The 19,267-nt window shown below is 70.0% G+C and carries 13 protein-coding genes; 10 read left to right on the forward strand and 3 right to left on the reverse strand.

The window, feature by feature from the left end; all coding sequences use genetic code 11:
* Positions 1-48: 48 nt before the first annotated feature.
* From VES41_RS09505 to VES41_RS09525, 5 genes are all read left to right on the forward strand, one after another.
* A complete protein-coding gene (locus VES41_RS09505; RefSeq protein ID WP_324816010.1) occupies positions 49-1,077 on the forward strand; it encodes a branched-chain amino acid ABC transporter permease in 1,029 nt (342 codons plus the stop codon).
* Positions 1,074-2,942, forward strand: coding sequence for a branched-chain amino acid ABC transporter ATP-binding protein/permease (locus VES41_RS09510; RefSeq protein WP_324816013.1), 1,869 nt, complete (start codon positions 1,074-1,076; stop codon positions 2,940-2,942). Before VES41_RS09505 ends, VES41_RS09510 begins: the two co-directional genes overlap by 4 nt.
* A complete protein-coding gene (locus VES41_RS09515) occupies positions 2,939-3,718 on the forward strand; it encodes an ABC transporter ATP-binding protein (protein WP_324816015.1) in 780 nt (259 codons plus the stop codon). Before VES41_RS09510 ends, VES41_RS09515 begins: the two co-directional genes overlap by 4 nt.
* An 81-nt stretch (positions 3,719-3,799) precedes the next feature.
* Complete coding sequence (gene paaZ / locus VES41_RS09520) at positions 3,800-5,866, forward strand: phenylacetic acid degradation bifunctional protein PaaZ (RefSeq protein WP_324816018.1); 2,067 nt, start codon at positions 3,800-3,802, stop codon at positions 5,864-5,866.
* A gap of 2 nt (positions 5,867-5,868) precedes the next feature.
* The gene (locus VES41_RS09525) at positions 5,869-6,177 is read left to right on the forward strand and encodes an EthD family reductase (protein WP_324816020.1); all 309 of its coding nucleotides are present in this window, start codon (positions 5,869-5,871) and stop codon (positions 6,175-6,177) included.
* Between the two features lie 28 nt (positions 6,178-6,205).
* On the opposite strand, the gene VES41_RS09530 is transcribed toward VES41_RS09525, so the two are convergent.
* Entirely contained in the window at positions 6,206-6,778 is a 573-nt protein-coding gene (locus tag VES41_RS09530; protein WP_324816023.1) for a PAS and helix-turn-helix domain-containing protein, read from the reverse strand.
* A 91-nt stretch (positions 6,779-6,869) separates the two neighbouring features.
* On the opposite strand from VES41_RS09530, the gene VES41_RS09535 reads away from it, so the two are divergent.
* Both VES41_RS09535 and VES41_RS09540 read left to right on the forward strand, forming a co-directional pair.
* On the forward strand, positions 6,870-7,676 hold the full coding sequence (locus tag VES41_RS09535; protein WP_324816025.1) for a CoA transferase subunit A: 807 nt from the start codon (positions 6,870-6,872) through the stop codon (positions 7,674-7,676).
* Between the two features lies 1 nt (position 7,677).
* A complete protein-coding gene (locus tag VES41_RS09540; RefSeq protein ID WP_324816028.1) occupies positions 7,678-8,319 on the forward strand; it encodes a CoA transferase subunit B in 642 nt (213 codons plus the stop codon).
* Positions 8,320-8,379: 60 nt separating this feature from the next.
* Here VES41_RS09540 and VES41_RS09545 read toward each other — a convergent pair whose 3' ends face one another.
* Positions 8,380-10,032: a glucan biosynthesis protein G gene (locus VES41_RS09545; RefSeq protein WP_414719083.1), complete on the reverse strand. Its 1,653-nt coding sequence runs from the start codon at positions 10,030-10,032 to the stop codon at positions 8,380-8,382.
* 123 nt (positions 10,033-10,155) lie between these two features.
* On the opposite strand from VES41_RS09545, the gene bglX reads away from it, so the two are divergent.
* Positions 10,156-12,465 carry a beta-glucosidase BglX gene (gene bglX / locus VES41_RS09550; RefSeq protein WP_324816032.1) on the forward strand — a complete coding sequence of 770 codons (2,310 nt, stop codon included), beginning with the start codon at positions 10,156-10,158 and terminating at the stop codon, positions 12,463-12,465.
* Between the two features lie 172 nt (positions 12,466-12,637).
* Positions 12,638-16,306, forward strand: a complete 3,669-nt coding sequence (locus tag VES41_RS09555) for an autotransporter outer membrane beta-barrel domain-containing protein (protein WP_324816034.1) — start codon at positions 12,638-12,640, stop codon at positions 16,304-16,306.
* 18 nt (positions 16,307-16,324) lie between these two features.
* Here the strand turns inward: VES41_RS09555 and VES41_RS09560 are convergent, their stop codons facing one another.
* Positions 16,325-17,146, reverse strand: a complete 822-nt coding sequence (locus tag VES41_RS09560) for a class I SAM-dependent methyltransferase (protein WP_324816036.1) — start codon at positions 17,144-17,146, stop codon at positions 16,325-16,327.
* An 84-nt stretch (positions 17,147-17,230) separates the two neighbouring features.
* Between VES41_RS09560 and VES41_RS09565 the strand changes: the two genes are divergently transcribed.
* A complete protein-coding gene (locus VES41_RS09565; RefSeq protein WP_324816038.1) occupies positions 17,231-19,267 on the forward strand; it encodes a transcriptional regulator in 2,037 nt (678 codons plus the stop codon).

Consider the following 19,267-nt stretch of genomic DNA (forward strand, 5'->3'; position numbering starts at 1 on the left):
CGACCCTCGAATGAGTGTGCGCTTCGGCCCGTCTTCTTCCGGACTGTCATGGATTCTCAGATTGCCGTCCTGCTGGCGCAGGACGGGTTGGTCAACGGCGCGGTGTATGCGCTCATGGCGCTGGCCCTGGTGCTGGTGTTCTCCGTCACGCGCGTCATCTTCATTCCGCAGGGCGAGTTCGTCGCCTTCGGTGCGCTGTCGATGGCCCTGATGCAGGCCGGCAAGGTGCCGGCCACGCTGTGGATGCTGCTGGCGATGGCGGCCGCCACGCTGGTGGTGGAAGCCTGGCGCCATCGGCGCGGCGCGTCGGTCGACTGGCGCTCGGCGTTGCTGTGGTGCGTGGCGTTTCCGCTGCTGGCCTGCGTGCTGGTGCTGGCCTGGCGGCCGACCGGCATCGCGGCGCAGGCCTTCGCCACGCTGGTGCTGATCACGCCGCTCGGTCCGTTGACCTACCGGCTGGCCTTCCGCCCGATGGCGCAGGCCACGGTGCTGACGCTGCTGATCGTCTCGGTGGCGCTGCACGGCGTGCTCGTCGGCCTGGGGCTGCTGTTCTTCGGCGCCGAGGGCTCGCGCACGAGCGCTTTCTCGGATGCCACCTTCCAACTCGGCGGTCTGCAGGTCACCGGCCAGTCGCTGGTGGTGATCGTGGTGGCGTTCCTGCTGGTGATCCTGATGTTCCAGTTCTTCGGCCGTTCGATGGTGGGCAAGGCGCTGCGCGCCACCGCCATGAACCGGGTGGGTGCGCGGCTGATGGGCATTCCCACCGAACTGGCGGGCGACGTCAGCTTCGCGCTGGCGGCGGCGATCGGCGCCGTGTCGGGCCTGCTCATCGCGCCGTTGACCACCATCTACTACGACACCGGCTTCCTGATCGGGCTCAAGGGCTTCGTCGCGGCCATCGTCGGCGGCCTGGCCAGCTATCCGATCGCGCTGCTCGGTGCGTTGCTGGTGGGCCAGTTGGAGGCTTTCTCTTCGTTCTGGGCCAGTGCCTACAAGGAGGTGCTGGTGTTCACGCTGATCATTCCGGTGCTGTGGTGGCGCTCGTTGCACAGCCGTCATGTGGAGGACGAGGAATGACCACCGTCCTGAAAGGCGCCTCCGTCCCGCCGCGCTCGCGCGGCCTGGTGTCGCGCCGCACGCTGACGCTCGCGGCCGTGCTGGCGCTTGCCCTGGCCTGGGGCTTCCTGCCCGAGTTCACCGTCGTGGTGGTCAGCTACATCGGCCTGTACGCACTGGTGGCGGTGGGCCTTTGCCTGCTCACCGGCGTGGGTGGCATGACGTCGTTCGGGCAGGCCGCCTTCGTCGGCATGGGGGCCTATGCCACGGCGTGGTTGTGCACCTCGCCCACGGCTGCCGCCTGGCTGGGGCCGCTGGCCGCCAGCGCCCTCGTGCCCTGGCTCGGGCTGGCGCTGGGGCTGGCCATCACCTTCGCGCTGGCCTGGTTCCTCGGGTCGATCACGGTCAAGCTGTCCGGGCACTACCTGCCGCTGTGCACGATCGCCTGGGGCCTGAGCCTGTACTTCCTGTTCGGCAACATGGAGTTCCTGGGCGGGCAGACCGGCATCACCGGCGTGCCGGCGCTGACGATCGCCGGCTACTCGCTGGCATCGCCCCGGGAACTGGGCGTGCTGATCTGGGCGGTGCTGCTGGTCGCGCTATGGCTGCTGCACAACCTGCTCGATTCGCGCGAGGGCCGCGCCATCCGCGCGCTCAAGAGCGGACGGCTCATGGCCGAATCCATGGGCGTGGACACGGCCCGCCAGCGCATCAAGCTGTTCGTGCTGGCGGCCTTGCTGGCCGCATTGTCCGGCTGGCTCTACGCGCACATGCAGCGCTTCGTGAACCCGACGCCGTTCAACCTCAACATCGGCATCGAGTACCTGTTCATGGCGGTGGTGGGCGGTGCCGGCCACCTGTGGGGCGCCGTGCTGGGCGCGGCGCTCATCACGCTGCTCAAGGAGAAGCTGCAGGACGTGCTGCCCAGCCTGCTGGGCACCAGCGGCAATTTCGAGGTGATCGTCTTCGGGCTGCTGATGCTGCTCGTCCTCCAGCGCTTCGCCGACGGTCTCTGGCCCTCGCTCGAGCGCCTGGGCAGCCGGTTCCTCAAGCCCGATCCGCGCGTCGAGCCTGCACGCGCCACCGCGCTCGCGCGGCGCGAACTGCCGCCAGCGGGCACCGTGCTGCTGCGGGCCGACCGGGTGACCCGACGCTTCGGCGGGCTGGTGGCCAACGATGCGGTGAGCATGCACGTGAAGGCGGGCGAGATCCACGCGCTCATCGGCCCCAACGGCGCCGGCAAGAGCACCTTCTTCAACATGATCTCGGGCGTCGACGATCCCACCGAGGGTGAGGTGCGGCTGATGGACCGGCCGATGCAGGCGCATCCGGCGCGCGAGTTCGCCGCGCTCGGCCTCGGTCGCACCTTCCAGCACGTGCGCCTGCTCGGGCAGCGTAGCGTGCTGGACAACGTGGCGCTCGGCGCCCACCTGCGCGCGCGCCGGGGCTGGCTGGCCTCGATGTTGCGGCTCGATCGCGGTGAAGAGGCGGCGCTGCAGGCCGAGGCGCGCCGTCAGGTCGAACGTTGCGGCCTGGCCGAGCACGGCGATGCGCCGGCCGCCTCGCTCGCGCTGGGCCAGCAGCGCATCGTCGAGATTGCCCGCGCCCTGGCTGGCCAACCGGCGCTGCTGCTGCTCGACGAGCCGGCCGCCGGGCTGCGGCACCTGGAAAAGCGTGCACTGGCCGAACTGCTGGCGCAGCTGCGCGCCGAAGGCCTGGGCATCCTCGTGGTGGAACACGACATGGAATTCGTCATGAACCTGGCCGACCGCGTCACGGTGCTGGAATTCGGCACCGTCATCGCCGAAGGTACGCCGGTCGAAGTGCAGTCCAACCCGCGCGTGCTCGATGCCTACCTGGGTGGCGCCGAGGAGGAGGCCGCATGAGCGTCGCAAACCTGCCCGAAGCCGGCGCGCCGGGCACGCCATTGCTGCAGCTGCAGGACTTCTGCGTCGCCTACCGCGACGTCGAGGCGCTGCATGCCGTGGCGCTCGAGGTTCGCGAAGGCGAGATCGTCACCGTCATCGGCCCCAATGGCGCCGGCAAGACCACGCTGCTGTGCGCGGCGATGGGCCTGCTGCCTTCCAGCGGCCAGGTGCACCTGGCGGGCGAGCGCATCGCGCGCCCGAGCGTCGAGGCCATGGTTGCCCGCGGCGTGGGGCTGGTGCCCGAGCGGCGCGAGCTGTTCGGCGAGATGTCGGTCGCCGACAACCTGCTGCTGGGCGGCTTTGCCCGCTGGCGTCGCGGGCAGCGCGACCAGAAGACGCGGATGGACGAGGTCTACGCGATCTTCCCGCGGCTGGCCGAGCGCCATGCCCAGATGGCGTCGACGCTGTCGGGCGGCGAGCGGCAGATGCTGGCCATCGGCCGCGCGCTGATGGCGCGGCCGCGCCTGCTCATGCTGGACGAGCCGTCGCTCGGGCTGGCTCCGCTCATCGTGCGGGAAGTGCTGCAGGTGGTCTCGTCGCTGCGCCGGCACGGGGTGTCGGTGCTGCTGGTCGAGCAGAACGCGCGGGCGGCGCTGCAGGTGGCCGATCGTGCGTACGTGCTCGAGATGGGGGCGGTCGCGCTCAACGGCGATGCGCGCGCGCTGCTGCACGACCGGCGCATCATCGACACCTACCTGGGCATGGGCAGCGCCCATGCGGCGGCAACGGCCTGACGACCCGCAACCTTTGCGTGGCTGGCGACCGGCTCTCGTGCCGTCGCGGCCCCTGATTTCATTGCCTTCAAGGGGATTCGCATGACATCCGTTCTTCAAAGCTACATCGCCGGCCGCTGGGTCGGCGAACAGGCGGCGCAGCCGCTGCACAGTGCCGTCAACGGCCGCGCGGTCGCCAGCACGCACGCCGAAGCGCTGGATTTCGGCGAGGCACTCGAACATGCCCGCCGCCGGGGCCTGCCCGCGCTGCTGGCGATGGACTTCCAGGAGCGCGCCGCGCGCCTGAAGGCCATGGCCAGGTACCTGGCCGAACACAAGGAGAAGCTGTACGCCGTGTCGGCCCACACCGGCGCCACGCGCGCCGACAGCTGGGTCGACATCGAAGGCGGCGCCGGCACGCTGGCCGCGTATGCGGGCATGGGCGGCAACGAGCTGCCATCGGGCAACCTGGTCCATGAAGGCCCGCCGGTGTCGCTGGGCAAGCAGGGCGCGTTCGCCGGTACGCACATCCTGGTGCCGCGCGGTGGCGTGGCCGTCCACATCAACGCGTTCAACTTCCCGGTGTGGGGCCTGCTGGAGAAGTTCGCGCCCAGCTTCCTGGCGGGCATGCCCTGCATCGGCAAGCCTGCCACGGCCACCAGCTACCTGACAGAGGCGATGGTGCGTCTGCTCGTCGAATCCGGCCTGCTGCCCGAAGGCAGCCTGCAGCTGGTGATCGGCGGCACGGGCGATCTGCTCGACCGGCTCGAGGGCAGCGACGTGGTGACGTTCACCGGCTCGGCCGACACGGCAGCCAGGCTGCGCGTGCATCCGAACCTGGTGCGCCATTCGATCCCATTCAATGCCGAGGCCGATTCTCTCAACTGCGCCATCCTCGCGCCGGACGTCACGCCGGACGACGAGGAGTTCGACCTGTTCGTCAAGGAAGTGGCACGCGAGATGACGGTCAAGGCCGGGCAGAAGTGCACCGCCATCCGCCGCGCGATCGTGCCGCGCCAGCATGTCGATGCCGTGGCCCAGCGCCTGGCGGCCCGCCTGGCGAAGACGGTGGTGGGCGACCCGTCGCGCGAGGACGTGCGCATGGGTGCCCTGGCCTCGAAGGCGCAGCAGCGCGATGTGGCCGAGCGCGTGGCCATCCTGCAGCAGGGCGCGGAGCTGGTCTACGGCGAGCGCGACGGCTTCGCGCCGGTGGGCGAGGGCGTGGGCGACGGTGCGTTCTTCGCGCCCACGCTGCTGCTCTCGCGCAACCCCCTGGCGCACGACGCGGCCCACGACGTGGAGGCATTCGGGCCGGTCAGCACGCTGATGCCGTACGACGGCATCGACGAGGCGCTGCAGTTGGCCGCACGCGGCAAGGGCAGCCTGGTGGGAACGCTGGTCACGCGCGATCCGGCCACGGCGGCGCGCATCGTGCCGGCGGTGGCGGCGCTGCACGGCCGCTGGCTGGTGCTCGACCGCGAAGCGGCCGGGGAATCGACCGGCCACGGCTCGCCGCTGCCGATGCTCAAACACGGCGGGCCCGGCCGCGCCGGCGGCGGCGAGGAGCTGGGCGGCATCCGCGCGGTCAAGCACTACCTGCAGCGCACCGCGGTGCAGGGGTCTCCGACGATGATCACCGCGATCACCGGCGAGTACATGCGCGGCGCGAAGCGGCAGGAGGAGGCACTGCACCCGTTCCGCAAGCACTTCGAGGAGTTGGCGATCGGCGACTCGCTCCTGACGCACCGGCGCACCGTGGGCGAGGCCGACATCGTCGCCTTCGGCGGGCTGTCGGGCGACTACTTCTACATGCATTTCGACGAGATCGCCGCCAGGCAGTCGCCGTTCGGCAAGCGCATCGCGCACGGCTACTTCGTGCTGTCGGCGGCGGCCGGCCTGTTCGTCTCGCCGGCGCCGGGGCCGGTGCTGGCGAACTACGGGCTGGACACGCTGCGCTTCGTCAAGCCGGTGGGCATCGGCGACACCATCCGCGCGCGCCTGACGTGCAAGCGCAAGATCGACCGCCGCCGCAAGGACGCCAACGGCCAGGGCCAGGGCGTGGTGGCCTGGGACGTGGAAGTGACCAACCAGAATGACGAGGTGGTGGCCAGCTACGACATCCTCACGCTGGTGGCCAAGCGGCCCACGCCCGACAAGCAAGGAGCATGAACATGATCAAGGTATCCGTGGTCTACCCCAACGACGAGGGGCACCGTTTCGACTGGGACTACTACGTCGGCAAGCACATGCCGATGGTGCGCGAACTGCTCGGCGACGCACTTCGGCGCGACGAGATCGAGGAGGGCCTTTCCGGTCCGGCCCCCGGCAGCCGCGCCCCCTTCGCGGCAGCGGTGCACATGTACTTCGATTCGCTCGAAGCCTTCCAGGGCGCGTTCGGGCCGCATGCCAAGGGCATCCTGAAGGACGTGGCGAACTACACCGACCTGCGGCCGATCACGCAGATCTCGAAACTGCGGTAGGCGCTCGCGCTGCGCGGCGACGCAGGCGTCACCCGGCAATCAACTTCTGCACCAACTCCGCCGTCGTCCCCGCCGCGTACTTGCGCATCAGGCGGGCGCGGTGGATTTCGACCGTGCGATGGCTGATGCCCAGCGCCTTGCCGATCTCCTTGGAAGTGAGACCGCGCATGACCTGCGCCGCCACCTCGCGCTCGCGCGGCGTGAGGCTGTCGGCCTGGCCCGCCCGGTCGTACCGGCGCGCGCCCAGGTCCTCGAAGGTCCAGATGCCGGCCTCGTGCGGCGCCGCGCGGTTGAGCGCCCGGCCGGTGACGTGGCACCAGAAGGTCTCGCCGCGCAGCGGGCCGCCCACGCGCTTCATCATCCGGTTGTCGGCATAGTGGCCGCTGGCGTTGAGAATGGGCACCATGCGCTGGCCGATGCGCTCGAATTCCACCAGGCTGGGGTAGAGCACGCTGAACGACTGCCCCACCAGCACGTCCGGCCGCGCGCCGAACATCTCGCACACCTGGGCATTGCATGCGACGATGGCGCGGTGGCGCGACACCACCATGCCAACCGGCGCCAGCTCGAAGGCCAGGCGGTAGTCGATCTCATCCGTCATCGGGGCTCACCACTACGAATTACTACGTATGCTGGTACGTAGTATCGTTCACGGTCACCGATTTTCCCTTTTCCATCTGCAAGGAGCCAGCGTGAACAAGCTCTATCCCACCGCCGCCGACGCGCTCAAGGGCGTGGTCGCGGACGGCCAGCTGCTCGCCGTGGGCGGGTTTGGCCTGTGCGGCATTCCCGAGGCGCTGATCGAGGCGCTCAAGGACTCCAAGGTCCAGGACCTGACGGTCATCTCGAACAACGCCGGCGTCGACGGCTTCGGCCTGGGCAAGCTGCTCGAGACGCGCCAGATCAAGAAGATGATCGCCAGCTACGTGGGCGAGAACAAGGAGTTCGAGCGCCAGTACCTGGCGGGCGAGCTGGCGCTTGAATTCACGCCGCAGGGCACGCTGGCCGAAAAGCTGCGTGCCGGCGGCGCCGGCATTCCGGCCTTCTTCACCAAGACGGGCGTCGGCACCCAGGTTGCCGAGGGCAAGGAGCTGCGCGAGTTCGACGGCGAGACCTACGTCATGGAGCGCTCGCTGGTGCCCGACGTGGCGCTGGTCAAGGCCGACGTGGCCGACAAGTCCGGCAACCTGCGCTTCCGGCTGACGGCGCGCAACTTCAACCCGGCCGCCGCGATGGCCGGCAAGATCTGCATCGTCGAGGTCGAGAAGCTGGTCGAGGTGGGCGAGCTCGCCCCGGACGACATCCACCTGCCGGGCATCTACGTGCACCGCATCGTGGTCAACGACAGGCCCGAGAAGCGCATCGAGAAGCGCACCCTGAGCGCCGCCGCGCCGGTCGATCCGGCAGCCGCCAAGGTCGAAGCGCAGGCCGCCATCGCGCAGGCCGCCGCCGGCAGCGAAGTGCCCGCCCCCGTCAAGAACAACGCCAAAGGAGCCTGAGATGCCCTGGACACAAGACCAGATGGCCGCACGTGCGGCGCAGGAACTGGAAGACGGCTTCTACGTCAACCTCGGCATCGGCATTCCCACGCTGGTCGCCAACTTCGTGCCGCCCAGCAAGGAAGTCTGGCTGCAAAGCGAGAACGGCATGCTGGGCATCGGCCCGTTCCCGACCGAAGACGAAGTCGACGCCGACCTGATCAATGCCGGCAAGCAGACGGTGACGACGCTGCCGGGCAGCGCCATCTTCGGCAGCCACGACAGCTTCGCGATGATCCGCGGCGGCAAGATCAACCTGTCGATCCTCGGCGCCATGCAGGTCAGCGAGAAGGGCGACCTGGCCAACTGGATGATTCCCGGCAAGATGGTCAAGGGCATGGGCGGCGCCATGGACCTGGTGGCCGGTGTACCGCGCGTGATCGTGCTGATGGAGCACGTGGCGCGCAAGAAGGACGGCACCACCGACCTGAAGATCCTGCCCGAATGCACCCTGCCGCTGACCGGCGTGGGCGTGGTCGACCGCATCATCACCGACCTGGCCGTGCTGGACGTGACGCCGCAGGGCCTGAAGGTGGTCGAGCTGGCCGACGGCGTCAGCTTCGAGGAACTGCAGGACAAGACCGGCGTGAAGCTGGTGAGGTAGCGCGCCGCACTGGTGCGGTGTAGGCCGGCCGGCGCGAGCCGTGCCGGCCCGGACCCCGCCTCAGCGCGCGGGTGCGGGGGGCGCCGCCGCGGCCGGCGACGGAGCGGGTGCCGCAGGAGCGGGTGCCGCGGGCGCCGGCTTGGGCGCGGGCACCGGCGGAATCTGGAAGCTCCAGGTCTCGCTGATCGCCTTGCCACCCTGGGCCAGTGCGGCCCGCATCTCGGTGACCTGAGTCGGATCCTTCACCTTGACCCGCAGCGTCAGGCGCCAGCCACGGATGGCGGGGTTGTGCTGCAGGCTGCTTTCCAGAAGTTCGGCATTGGCGTTGGTGCTCAGTTGCGTCTGCACCGCCGCGTCGGACGGCAGCTGCGCCAATGCCGGACCTTCGAAGTCGATCATCAGCGCCGTGCTGCCGTCGCGCTGACGGATGAGGTTGGGCTGGTATTGTTCGCTCTCGGTCTGGAAGGTCTGCCGCACCCAGGCGTTGTTGCTCGCATGCAATGCGGGCTCGTTCATGGTCCAGTGCATGCGGTAGGACAGCTTCAGTTCCTGGCCCTTGCGTGCCGGCGCCTCGGGTGTCCAGAAGGCGACGATGTTGTCGTTGGTCTCGTCGGCGGTGGGAATCTCCATCAGCGTGACGTGGCCCTTGCCCCAGTTGCCCTGTGGCTCGATCCAGGCGCTGGGGCGCAGGTCGTAGCGGTCCTTGAGGTCTTCGTAGTCGTGGAAGTCGTGGCTGCGCTGCAGCAGGCCGAAACCCTTCGGGTTCTCGACCTGGAAGGCGCTGATGGCCACCGCGCGCGGGTTGTTGAGCGGTCGCCAGATCCATTCGCCGTTGCCCGCGTGGATGGCCAGGCCGTTGGAGTCGTGGATCGCCGGGCGGAAGTTCTGCATGTGCTCGGGCCAGCGCTGGTTCGGGCCATACAGGAACATGCTGGTCAACGGCGCGATGCCCAGCATGCCGATGTCGCCGCGCACGAACACGTTGGCCTGCACGTCGAGCACGGTGTCGGCGCCGGGCTTGAGCACGAAGCGGTAGGCGCCGGTGGCGCGGGGCGAGTCGAGCAGCGCGAAGATGACGAGTTCGCGGTCCTGTGGCGCGGGGCGCTGGATCCAGTACTCGCGAAAGCGCGGGAATTCCTCGCCGCCGGGCGGGGCGGTGTCGATGGCCAGGCCGCGGCTGGACAGGCCGTACACCTGTCCCTTGCCGATCACGCGGAAGTAGCTCGCGCCCAGCAGGCTCATCACCTCGTCCAGCTTGCCGCTCTCGTTGACCGGGTACAGCACGCGAAAGCCCGCGTACCCGAGCTGGCTGGTAGTCTGCTTGTCGAACTGCAGGTCGCCGAAGTCGAAGCGGTCGGCTTCGTAGCGGATCTCGTGCGGTTGCCCGTCGACGATCTCGCTGATGCGCACCGGCGCATTGAACTGCATGCCCTGGTGATAGAAGTTCAGCCTGAAAGGCGTGCCCTGGTCGTGCCACTCGAAGCGCTCCGGCCGGGGGCGGATCTTCATGTAGTCGGCGAACTGCATGTTCGCGAAGGCCGGCGGCAGGTTGCTTGCCGGCGCCTGGTACGGGGCGGCAGCCAGCTCGCGTGCACGGGCGGCGACGTCGTCGAGCGAGAAGGGCTTGGCGCCCTGTGCGGCGGCGGGCCCTGCCATGAGCAAGCCAAGGCAGCACGACAGCAGGGAGCGCAGGGCGGCGGTGCGGAAAGACATGGCGGTCGAGCTTAGCATCGGCCGGCCCGGCCATCCGGGTATGTCCGGACGCCTCGCGGGTCAACGTTAAGATGCCCGCGCCGAATCATCCGGCGTCCTGCCCGTATCCCCGAGGAGTTCTTCTTGCCGTCGTCGAAGTTGTCCTACGCGGCTGCCGCCGCGCTCGCCCTGAGCTGTCCGCTCGCGTTCGCACAACCCAACCCCGCCCTGATGGGCGACAAGAAGGCATTCGTCGACGACCTCATGCGTCAGATGACCCTGGCCGAGAAGGTCGGGCAACTGCGCCTGATCAGCATCGGCCCCGAAATGCCGGCGCCGCAACTGGCCGAGGAAGTCGCGGCCGGCCGCGTGGGCGGCACGTTCAATTCGGTCAACCACCAGGAGCAGCGGCCGCTGCAGCAAGCCGCGGTGGAGCGCAGCCGCCTGAAGATCCCGATGCTGTTCGCCTACGACGTGGTCCACGGGCACCGCACGTCGTTTCCGATCGGGCTGGGCCTGGCATCGAGCTGGGACTTGGAAGCGGTCAGGAAGGTGGCCCGCATCGCCGCGCAGGAGGCCTCGGCAGACGGCATCGACATGACCTTCGCGCCGACCGTCGACATCGCGCGCGATCCGCGCTGGGGTCGCACGTCGGAAGGCTTCGGCGAAGACCCGCACCTGGTGTCGCAACTCGCGCGCGCGATGGTGCAGGGCTTCCAGAACGGCTCGGCCGCCAAGAGCGACAGCATCATGGCCTCGGTCAAGCACTTCGCGCTGTACGGCGCGGTCGAGGGCGGGCGCGACTACAACGTCGTCGACATGAGCCCGATGCGCATGTACAACGACTACCTGCCGCCGTACCGCGCAGCCATCGATGCCGGTGCCGGCGGCGTGATGATCGCGCTCAACACCGTCAACGGCGTGCCGGCCTCGGCCAACACCTGGCTGCTGCAGGACCTGCTGCGCAAGCAATGGGGCTTCAAGGGCGTGACGGTTAGCGATCACGGCGCCATCACCGAACTGGTCAACCACGGCGTGGCGCGCAACGACACCGAGGCGGCCAAGCTGGCCATCAAGGCCGGCGTCGACATGAGCATGGCCGACAAGGTCTACATCAAGGAGCTGCCGGGACTGGTCGCCTCGGGCGAGGTGAGCATGGCCGAGATCGACAACGCAGTGCGCGAAGTGCTGGGCGCCAAGTACGACATGGGCCTGTTCAAGGATCCGTTCCTGCGCATCGGCAAGCCCGAGAACGATCCGCCGGACCTGAAGGCGGACAGCCGCCTGCATCGCGCGCCGGCACGCGAGGTGGCGCGCGAGTCGCTGGTGCTGCTGGAGAACCGCAACAAGACGCTGCCCTTGTCCAAGGGTGCCACCATCGCGCTGGTGGGCCCGCTGGCCGACTCGCAGGTGGACATGCTGGGCGTGTGGTCGGGCCAGGGCGTGGCCAAGCAGACCGTGACCCTCAAGACCGGCATGGAGGCGGCGCTGGCCGGCCAGCGCGGCAAGCTGCTGTACGCGCGCGGCGCCAACGTGACCAACGACGATGAGATCGTCAAGTACCTGAATTTCCTCAACTGGGACGAGCCCGAGGTGACGCAGGACCCGCGCTCGCCGCAGGCCATGATCGACGAGGCCGTGGCCACCGCGCGCCAGGCCGACGTGATCGTGGCCGCCGTCGGCGAGGCGCGCGGCATGTCGCACGAATCGTCCAGCCGCACCCGGATCGACCTGCCCGAGAGCCAGCAGGCGCTGCTCAAGGCACTCAAGGCCACGGGCAAGCCGCTGGTGCTGGTGCTGATGAACGGGCGCCCGCTGACGCTCAACTGGGAAAAGGACAACGCCGACGCGATGCTCGAGACCTGGTTCGCCGGTACCGAAGGCGGCCACGGCGTGGCCGACGTCCTGTTCGGCGATGCCAATCCGTCCGGCAAGCTGCCGATCTCCCTGCCGCGGTCGGTCGGGCAGATTCCCACCTACTACAACCACCCGCGCCTGGGCCGGCCTTTCACGCCGGGCAAGCCCGGCAACTACACCTCGCAGTACTTCGACCAGCCGCAGGGCCCGCTCTATCCGTTCGGCTACGGGCTGAGCTACAGCACCTTCAGCCTCGGCGAGATGAAGCTGTCCAGCCCCACGATGAAGCGGGGCGGCAAGGTCGAGGCGATGGTGGACGTCACCAACACGGGCGACCGCGCCGGCGCCACCGTGGTGCAGCTGTACCTGCAGGACGTCTCGGCTTCGGTGGTGCGTCCGGTCAAGGAACTGAAGGACTTCCAGAAGGTGAGGCTCAAGCCCGGCGAGACGCGCACCCTGCGTTTCGTCCTGACCGAGGATCTGTTGAAGTTCTTCAACGCCAAGCTCGAATACGGCGCAGAAGCAGGGCAATTCAACGTGCAGCTGGGCCTGGATTCGCAGGACGTCCAGCAGGCCAGCTTCGAACTGGTGGACTGAGGCTGAATCGGCGGAATTGGCCGAAGGGCATAGGCCGGCTGTAGGTTAGCAACTTAAGTGTTACTTACTAGATGAAAACGTAAACGATAGGTTACATTGTTCGCGTGTTTTTCCTTCGCCGATGCGGCGGCGCAACGCCGTTCGTATCTGCGAATTACAGAAACGATCGCTGATGAACAAGACCTACCGTACCGTCTGGAACCAGGCCCTCGGCGCCTGGGTGGCCACCGCCGAAATCGTCAACCGCCGCCGCTCATCGCGCGCCGGCGCGTGCGTGCCTATCGTTCGCCACTGCCTGACGGCGGTCGCCGCCGCGGCGGCACTGTGCATGGCGCCCGCAGCGGGTTGGGCTGCCGGCGGTGCCGGCGGGCAACCGGTTCAGCCCATTCTCTGGGGGGGAGCTGGCGGCAGTGCCGGCAGCGGTGGACAAGGTGGCGTCAATGACACGAACGTGCGCGCGACCGCCGGGGCCGGCGGCGCCTCTACACCGTCCGGGGTGACGGCTGGAACAGATGCGGACGTCGGCGACTTCACCGGCGCGCCGCAAGGTTCGGGCGGAGCCGCCGGCAACGGCGTCGACACGCTCGGGCCCGGAATCACGCAGGGCCGTAGCGGGGCGGCCGGCCAATCGCAGCCGACAGGCTACGGCGGCGGCGGAGGAGGCGGCTACTACGGCTTCGAAGGCAGCTACCTGAGCGCGACGGATGGCGGCATCCACACCGGCGGCAACGGCGGTGCCGGTGGCACTGCCTTCTGGGCCGCGGGTGGTGGTGGCGCCGGCGGCGCGGGCTCGCTGGTCACCGTGACGAGCACCTACGGCAACGCCGGCACTTCCACGGGCGGCAGCGGCGGGGCCGGCGGCAATGCCGACTCGCAAAGTGGCGGTGGTGGCGCTGGCGGCGCAGGTATCCACGCGACCTTCGTCGGCGCGACGGGTGGTTTCGACAACAGCGGCAGCGCGACCGGCGGGGCCGGCGGATCGGGCGGCTCGGAATCGGCAACGCCGCAGTACAACGCCGCTGGTGGCGGCGGCGGAGAAGGCGGCGCTGGCGTGACCTTGCTCGGCAACGTGGCAACCGTGACCAACAGCGGCAGCATCGTCGGCGGCGCGGGCGGCAACGGCGGCACCAGCGGCGGTGGCACGGCCGGGCAAGGTGCGCCGGGCGGCGGTGGCGACGGCGGTGCCGGCCTGCTGCTGCAGACCGCCGGTCCCACGGCCGTCACCAACAGCGGTGCCATCGCAGGAGGGCACGGCGGCGCGGGCGGCGCCAGCACCAACGGCGGCGCCACAGGGGCAAACGGTGCCGGCGGCACCGGCGTCGTGGGTGCAAACCTGCAGATCGTGAACACCGGCGCGATTGCCGGCGGGCTCGGGGGCGATGGCGCGACGCGCGCCGCCGCGGTGCAGTTCGACGGTGGCAGCAACGCGCTGACGCTCGGGGCGGGCTCGACGCTTGCAGGCGCCGTAGTGGTCGGCAGCGGCGCCACCGCCGCCATCGCGGCGCAAGCACCCGGGCTGGCGCTGGACGGGCTCGTGCTGGGCGGGGCGACGACGGTCGACGCCAGCGCCGGTGCCGGCCTGCAGGTGTCGGGCCCCGCATCGGGCCGCGTGTCCGGCAGCGCCGCGCTGACCGTCACCGGCGCGGGGACGGTCACGATGGCCGGCGCCAACAGCTACACCGGATCCACCACGATCGACGGCGGCCATGTCCGTCTCGGTGACGGGCAGGGCCTGGGCACCGGAACGGTGACGCTGACGCACGGCGGCTCGCTGGTGGGCACGGCGAACATCACCGTGTCCAACCCCGGCATCGCCGTTTCCGGCGACGCGTCGATCGGGGCGGCCACCGGGACCACGATGAGCCTGTCGAACCTGAGTCTCGGACAGAACCCGGGCCTGGTCGTGGGCAGTGCCGCGGACGCCGGCACGGTCGTCCTGCCGGCCGCGGGTGCCACCGTGACGGACGGGTCGCCCGGAACGCTTCGCGTGGCGGGCGGCACGCTGACCGGCGGCTCGCTGAATGCGCTGACCAGCACCTTCGCATCCACCACGGTGGATGGCGGCGCCAGCCTGGATTACGCGGGTGCCGCCGGCACCATCGTCGATCTGCAAGGCGCCGGCCGGGTGACCGGCGCGCCGAGCATCGAGGTCCGCCAGGGCAACTTCGCCGGCGAGATCGCCGGAAGCGGCGCGTTGGCCAAGACGGGCGCCGGCACCCTCGTGCTGAGCGGCAGCAATACCTACACCGGCGCCACCCAGGTGACCGCCGGTACCCTGCGCGCCGGCGCAGCCGGCACCTTCAGCGCGGCATCGGCCCACACCGTGGCCGCAGGCGCTACGATGGACCTGGCCGGCTACAGCCAGCAGGTCGCGGGCGTGACCAATGCCGGCACCGTCAACCTCGCGGGCGCGACGCCCGGCGCGACGCTGACGGTCACCGGCCCCTGGGTCGGCCAGAACGGAACCCTGCGTCTGGGCACCGTACTGGGCGACAGCACCAGCGCGACCGACCGGCTGGTGCTCAGCGGACCCGGCGCGGTCGCCAGCGGCAACACCAGCATCGAGATCATCCGGCTTGGCGGGCTGGGGGCCCTGACCAGCGGCAACGGGATCGAGGTGATCAGCGCCGTCGGCGGCGCGACCACCACCGCCCAGACCAGCAAGGATGCCTTCAGCCTGGCCGGCGGCCACGTGGATGCCGGCGCCTTCGAATACCGCCTGCAGGCGGCCGATGCCAACGGCGCCGGCGAGAACTGGTACCTGCGCTCGACGGATACGACGCCCGCGCCCCCGGCGCCGCCCGCGCCGCCCGCACCGGCCCCCGCACCGCAGGCCCAGGCGCCGGCACCGGCGCCCGCTCTGCCGCCAGCGCCCGCGCCGGTGCCGCTATACCGCGCCGAAGTGCCGCTGTTCGCGGCCCTGCCGGAGCAGTTTCGCGAAGCCGGCCTGTCGATGGTGGGCAACCTGCACCAGCGCGTGGGCGACGAGGCCGGCGCGGGCGCAGTGCGCGAGCGGCAGGCGTGGGGTCGCATCATCAGCATGGAGCGCGACATCGACCAGACCGGCACGGTCGGACCGCGCAGCGAGGGCCGCCTGGACGGGTTCCAGGCCGGCACCGACCTGTGGGCGGATGCGCAGTGGCGGGCAGGCGTCTATGTCGGCCAGCTCGACGGCGACATGGACGTGAATGGTTTCGCGCGCGGCGTCCGGGACTTGGCCGTGGGCCGCAACGACCTGCGCGCGCAGTACCTCGGCGCCTACGCCACCTGGACCGGCGCCGGCGGCATTTACGTCGACGGCGTGCTCCAGGGCGGCCGCCTGCGCTACGACGTCGACCCGGCCACGGCGGCAGCCGCCAGCGGCAAGGGCAACTCGATGCTCGCCTCGGTCGAGGCCGGCAAGTCCTTCCCGGTGGCGCCGGGCTGGACGGTCGAGCCGCAGGTCCAGTTGGTCCATCAGCGCATCGACATGGACGATGTCGAAATCAGCGGCGCGCGGGTGCAGCAGGACGCGGACAGCGCCTGGCTGCTGCGCATCGGCATGCGGGTCAAGGGCGAGTTCAGCACCGGAGCCGGCCTGCTGCAACCCTATGCCCGGCTCAATGTCTACCGCGGCAGCGGCGGCACGGACGTGGCACGGTTCATCGGACCGGCTGCCGCGACGAACATCTACACCAGCACCGGCGGATTGCGGACCGAACTGGCCGCTGGCACCACCTGGCAGTTGAGCCCGGCCGTCAGCCTGTACGGCGAGGTCGGCCAGATGTGGGGCTCGGGCGGCAGCAGCACCGACACCGACGGCGGCATCAACGCCGGGGTGGGCGTGAAGGTGCGTTGGTAGCGCCGCGCGCCGTGCCGCTCAGCGGCGCACGATCACCACTTCGAGGTACTCGCCCGGCACCACCATGGTGCCGTCCCCGGATCGGTTGAATCGCGCAGCCAGCGCGGCGAGATCGTCCGCCAGGCGCGCCTGGGCCGCCACGTCCAGGGCGGCAAAGGCCTTGAGCATCGGTCCGTAGGTGTTGCGGAAGACGTCGAGCCAGTGCGCGATCGAGCGGTAGCGGAACGTGAAGTGCCGCGAGTTCATCTCGATGGCCGAGGCGTGCTCCTCGAAACGTTCGCGAATGAACTCCGGCGTGCCCCAGCGCGACGGCGAATGCACGCCCGCAGGGGGCGGCAGGTGGCCGCCGATGGTCTTGAAGAGCTGGCCGATGAAGCCCGAAGGCGTCCAGTTGGCCAGGCCGATCTTGCCGCCCGGCCGGCACACCCGCACCAGTTCCGCCGCGGCACGGTCCTGGTCCGGCGTGAACATCACGCCGAAGGTGGACACGACGACGTCGAAGGTGCTGGCGCCGAAAGGCAGGGTTTCCGCATCGGCCTCGCGCGTGGCGATCGGCAGCCGCTCGGCGGCGGCGCGTTCGGCAGCGCGGTCGAGGAGGGCGGCAACGTAGTCGCTGGCGGTGACTTCGCAGCCGCGCCGGGCGGCGGCCAGCGCGATGTTGCCGTTGCCGGCAGCCACGTCCAGCAGTTTCTGGCCCGAGCGCACATCCAGCGCCTCGCACAGGGTTTCTCCGACGATTTGCAGTGTGGTGCCGACGACGGCATAGTCGCCCGAGGACCAGGCGGCATGCTGGCGTGCCTTCGCGGCGGCGAGATCAACGGTGGCGGTGGTGGCGGACATGGCGGTTCTCCTCATCAGGTTGAATGACGGAGCCTCGGTCCGGCTGCGCCGGTGCTGCTCCGGGGTCCATGCTGGAGGCGCGCCGTGGTAGCCGGCGTGGCAGATGGCGTGGATTCGTCGTCGCCCCAAGCCGTCTCGATCCGCCTGCTGGGCCGGCTGGCGCTGCGCAAGGATGGCCAGGCCCCGCCGATGCCCGCATCGCGCAAGGTGCGCGCGCTGCTGGCATACCTGGCCGTGGCGCCCGCGCCGCCCAGCCGCGAACACCTGTGCGAACTCCTCTGGCCGGTGCCCGACGATCCTCGCGGTGAACTGCGCGGCTGCCTGAGCAAGCTGCGCGCGCTGGTCGATTCGCCCGGCCGCCCGCGTCTGCTGGCGGCGGACGAACGGGTGTGGCTGGACACCGGCGACGTCGAGGTCGACGCACTGGCCATCGCGCGCGTCGTGCAGGATGGGCTGGGCGGCCTTTCCGCCGAGCAGCTTGCCGGCCTCGCGGCACGCTTTCATGGCGAATTTCTCGAAGGGCTCGAACTCGACCGGTGCCCGGCATACGGCACCTGGCTCACCGGTCAGCGGCGGCGCTTTCGCGCCGCACGGGTGGCAGTGCTGGAAGCGCTGGAAGGCCGTCTGCCGGCCGACGCACACGAACAGGCGCAGCGTGTACTCGGCGACTGGCTGCAGATTGCGCCGTTCGATCGCACGGCGCACGCGCGTCTGCTGGCGCTGTTCGCGCACCGTGGCAACTGGCGGGACGGCGAAGAGCACCTGGCGGCGGCGGTGCGCCAGTTCGAGGCCGAGGCGCTCGATCCAGGGGCGCTCGTCGATGCCTGGCGCCGTGCCCGCGGCCAGGCGCAGTCGCCGGCGCTGCCGCCCACCCATGCGCCGCCCGTCGCGGAGGCGCCAAGGCAACGGCTGCTGGCTGAGCACGGGCTGTCGCCTCGTGCGTCGATCGCCGTCATGCCTTTCGACGCCGGCGAGCCGGGTTCAACGCCGGGCCCCCAGTCGAGCCTGGCCGAGGCGCTGGTCCATGACGTGATCTCGGGCCTGGCGAGGCTGCGCGTCCTTTTCGTCATCGCCCAGGGCACGGTGTTCGCGCTCGGGCGTCGCGGTCTGTGCCCGGAAGAGGCGGGCCGCCTGCTGCACGTGGACTACGTGACCGCCGGCCGTGTCCGGCGCCAGGGCATGCGGCTGCAGGTTCGGGTGGAACTGATCGAGGTGCGCAGCGCGCGGGTGGTGTGGAACGAATCCTTCGACGAGGCGCTGGACGACACATTCGGCGTGCTCGACCTGATCGGGCAGCGCATCGTCGCCGCCATCGACGGCGAGGTCGAGGTGGCCGAACGCCAGCGCGCCATGCTCAAGCCGCCCGACTCGCTCGATGCCTGGGAGGCCTACCACCGCGGGCTGTGGCACATGTACCGCTTTCGGCAGGAGGACAACGCCCAGGCCGGCCAGTTCTTCCGCCAGGCGCTGCAACTCGACCCGACCTTCGCGCGCGCCCATGCCGGGTTGTCGTTCACGCATTTCCAGCAGGCGTTCCAGCAGTGGGGAGAACGCGAACCCGAAGTCGCGGCGGCCCTGGCATGCGCCGGCCAGAGCCTGGCGATGGACGACCGCGACCCTGCGGCCCACTGGGCCATGGGACGCGCCTTGTGGCTCGCGGGCGAGACGCCCGCCTCGCTCGACGAATTGCAGGCTGCCGTGGGCCTGAGCCCCAACTTCGCGCAGGGGCACTATTCGCTCGCCTTCGTCCACAGCCAGTCGGGCGATCCCGAGATGGCGATCCGCGCGGCCGACCAGTCGCGCCAGCTCAGCCCCTTCGATCCGATGCTGTTCGCCATGCTCGGCGCGCGCGCAATGGCGCTGGTGCGCCTGGGGCGGCTGGACGAGGCGGCAGACTTCGCTGCCAGGGCGGCCACGCGGCCGAACGCGCATGCGCACGTGCTGGGCATCGCGGCGCATTGCCTGGCACTGGCCGGCCGGATGCCCGAGGCGCGCCGCATCGCCGCGGCCATCCGCCGGCAACTGCCTGACTACAGCGGCGCCAAGTTTCTTGCGGCGTTTCACTTTTCCGACGATGCGGCGGGCGCTTTCGGGGAGGCAGCGCGCAAGCTCGGCTGGTAG

Source organism: Variovorax sp. (assembly GCF_035634955.1).
GTDB lineage: Bacteria > Pseudomonadota > Gammaproteobacteria > Burkholderiales > Burkholderiaceae_C > Variovorax.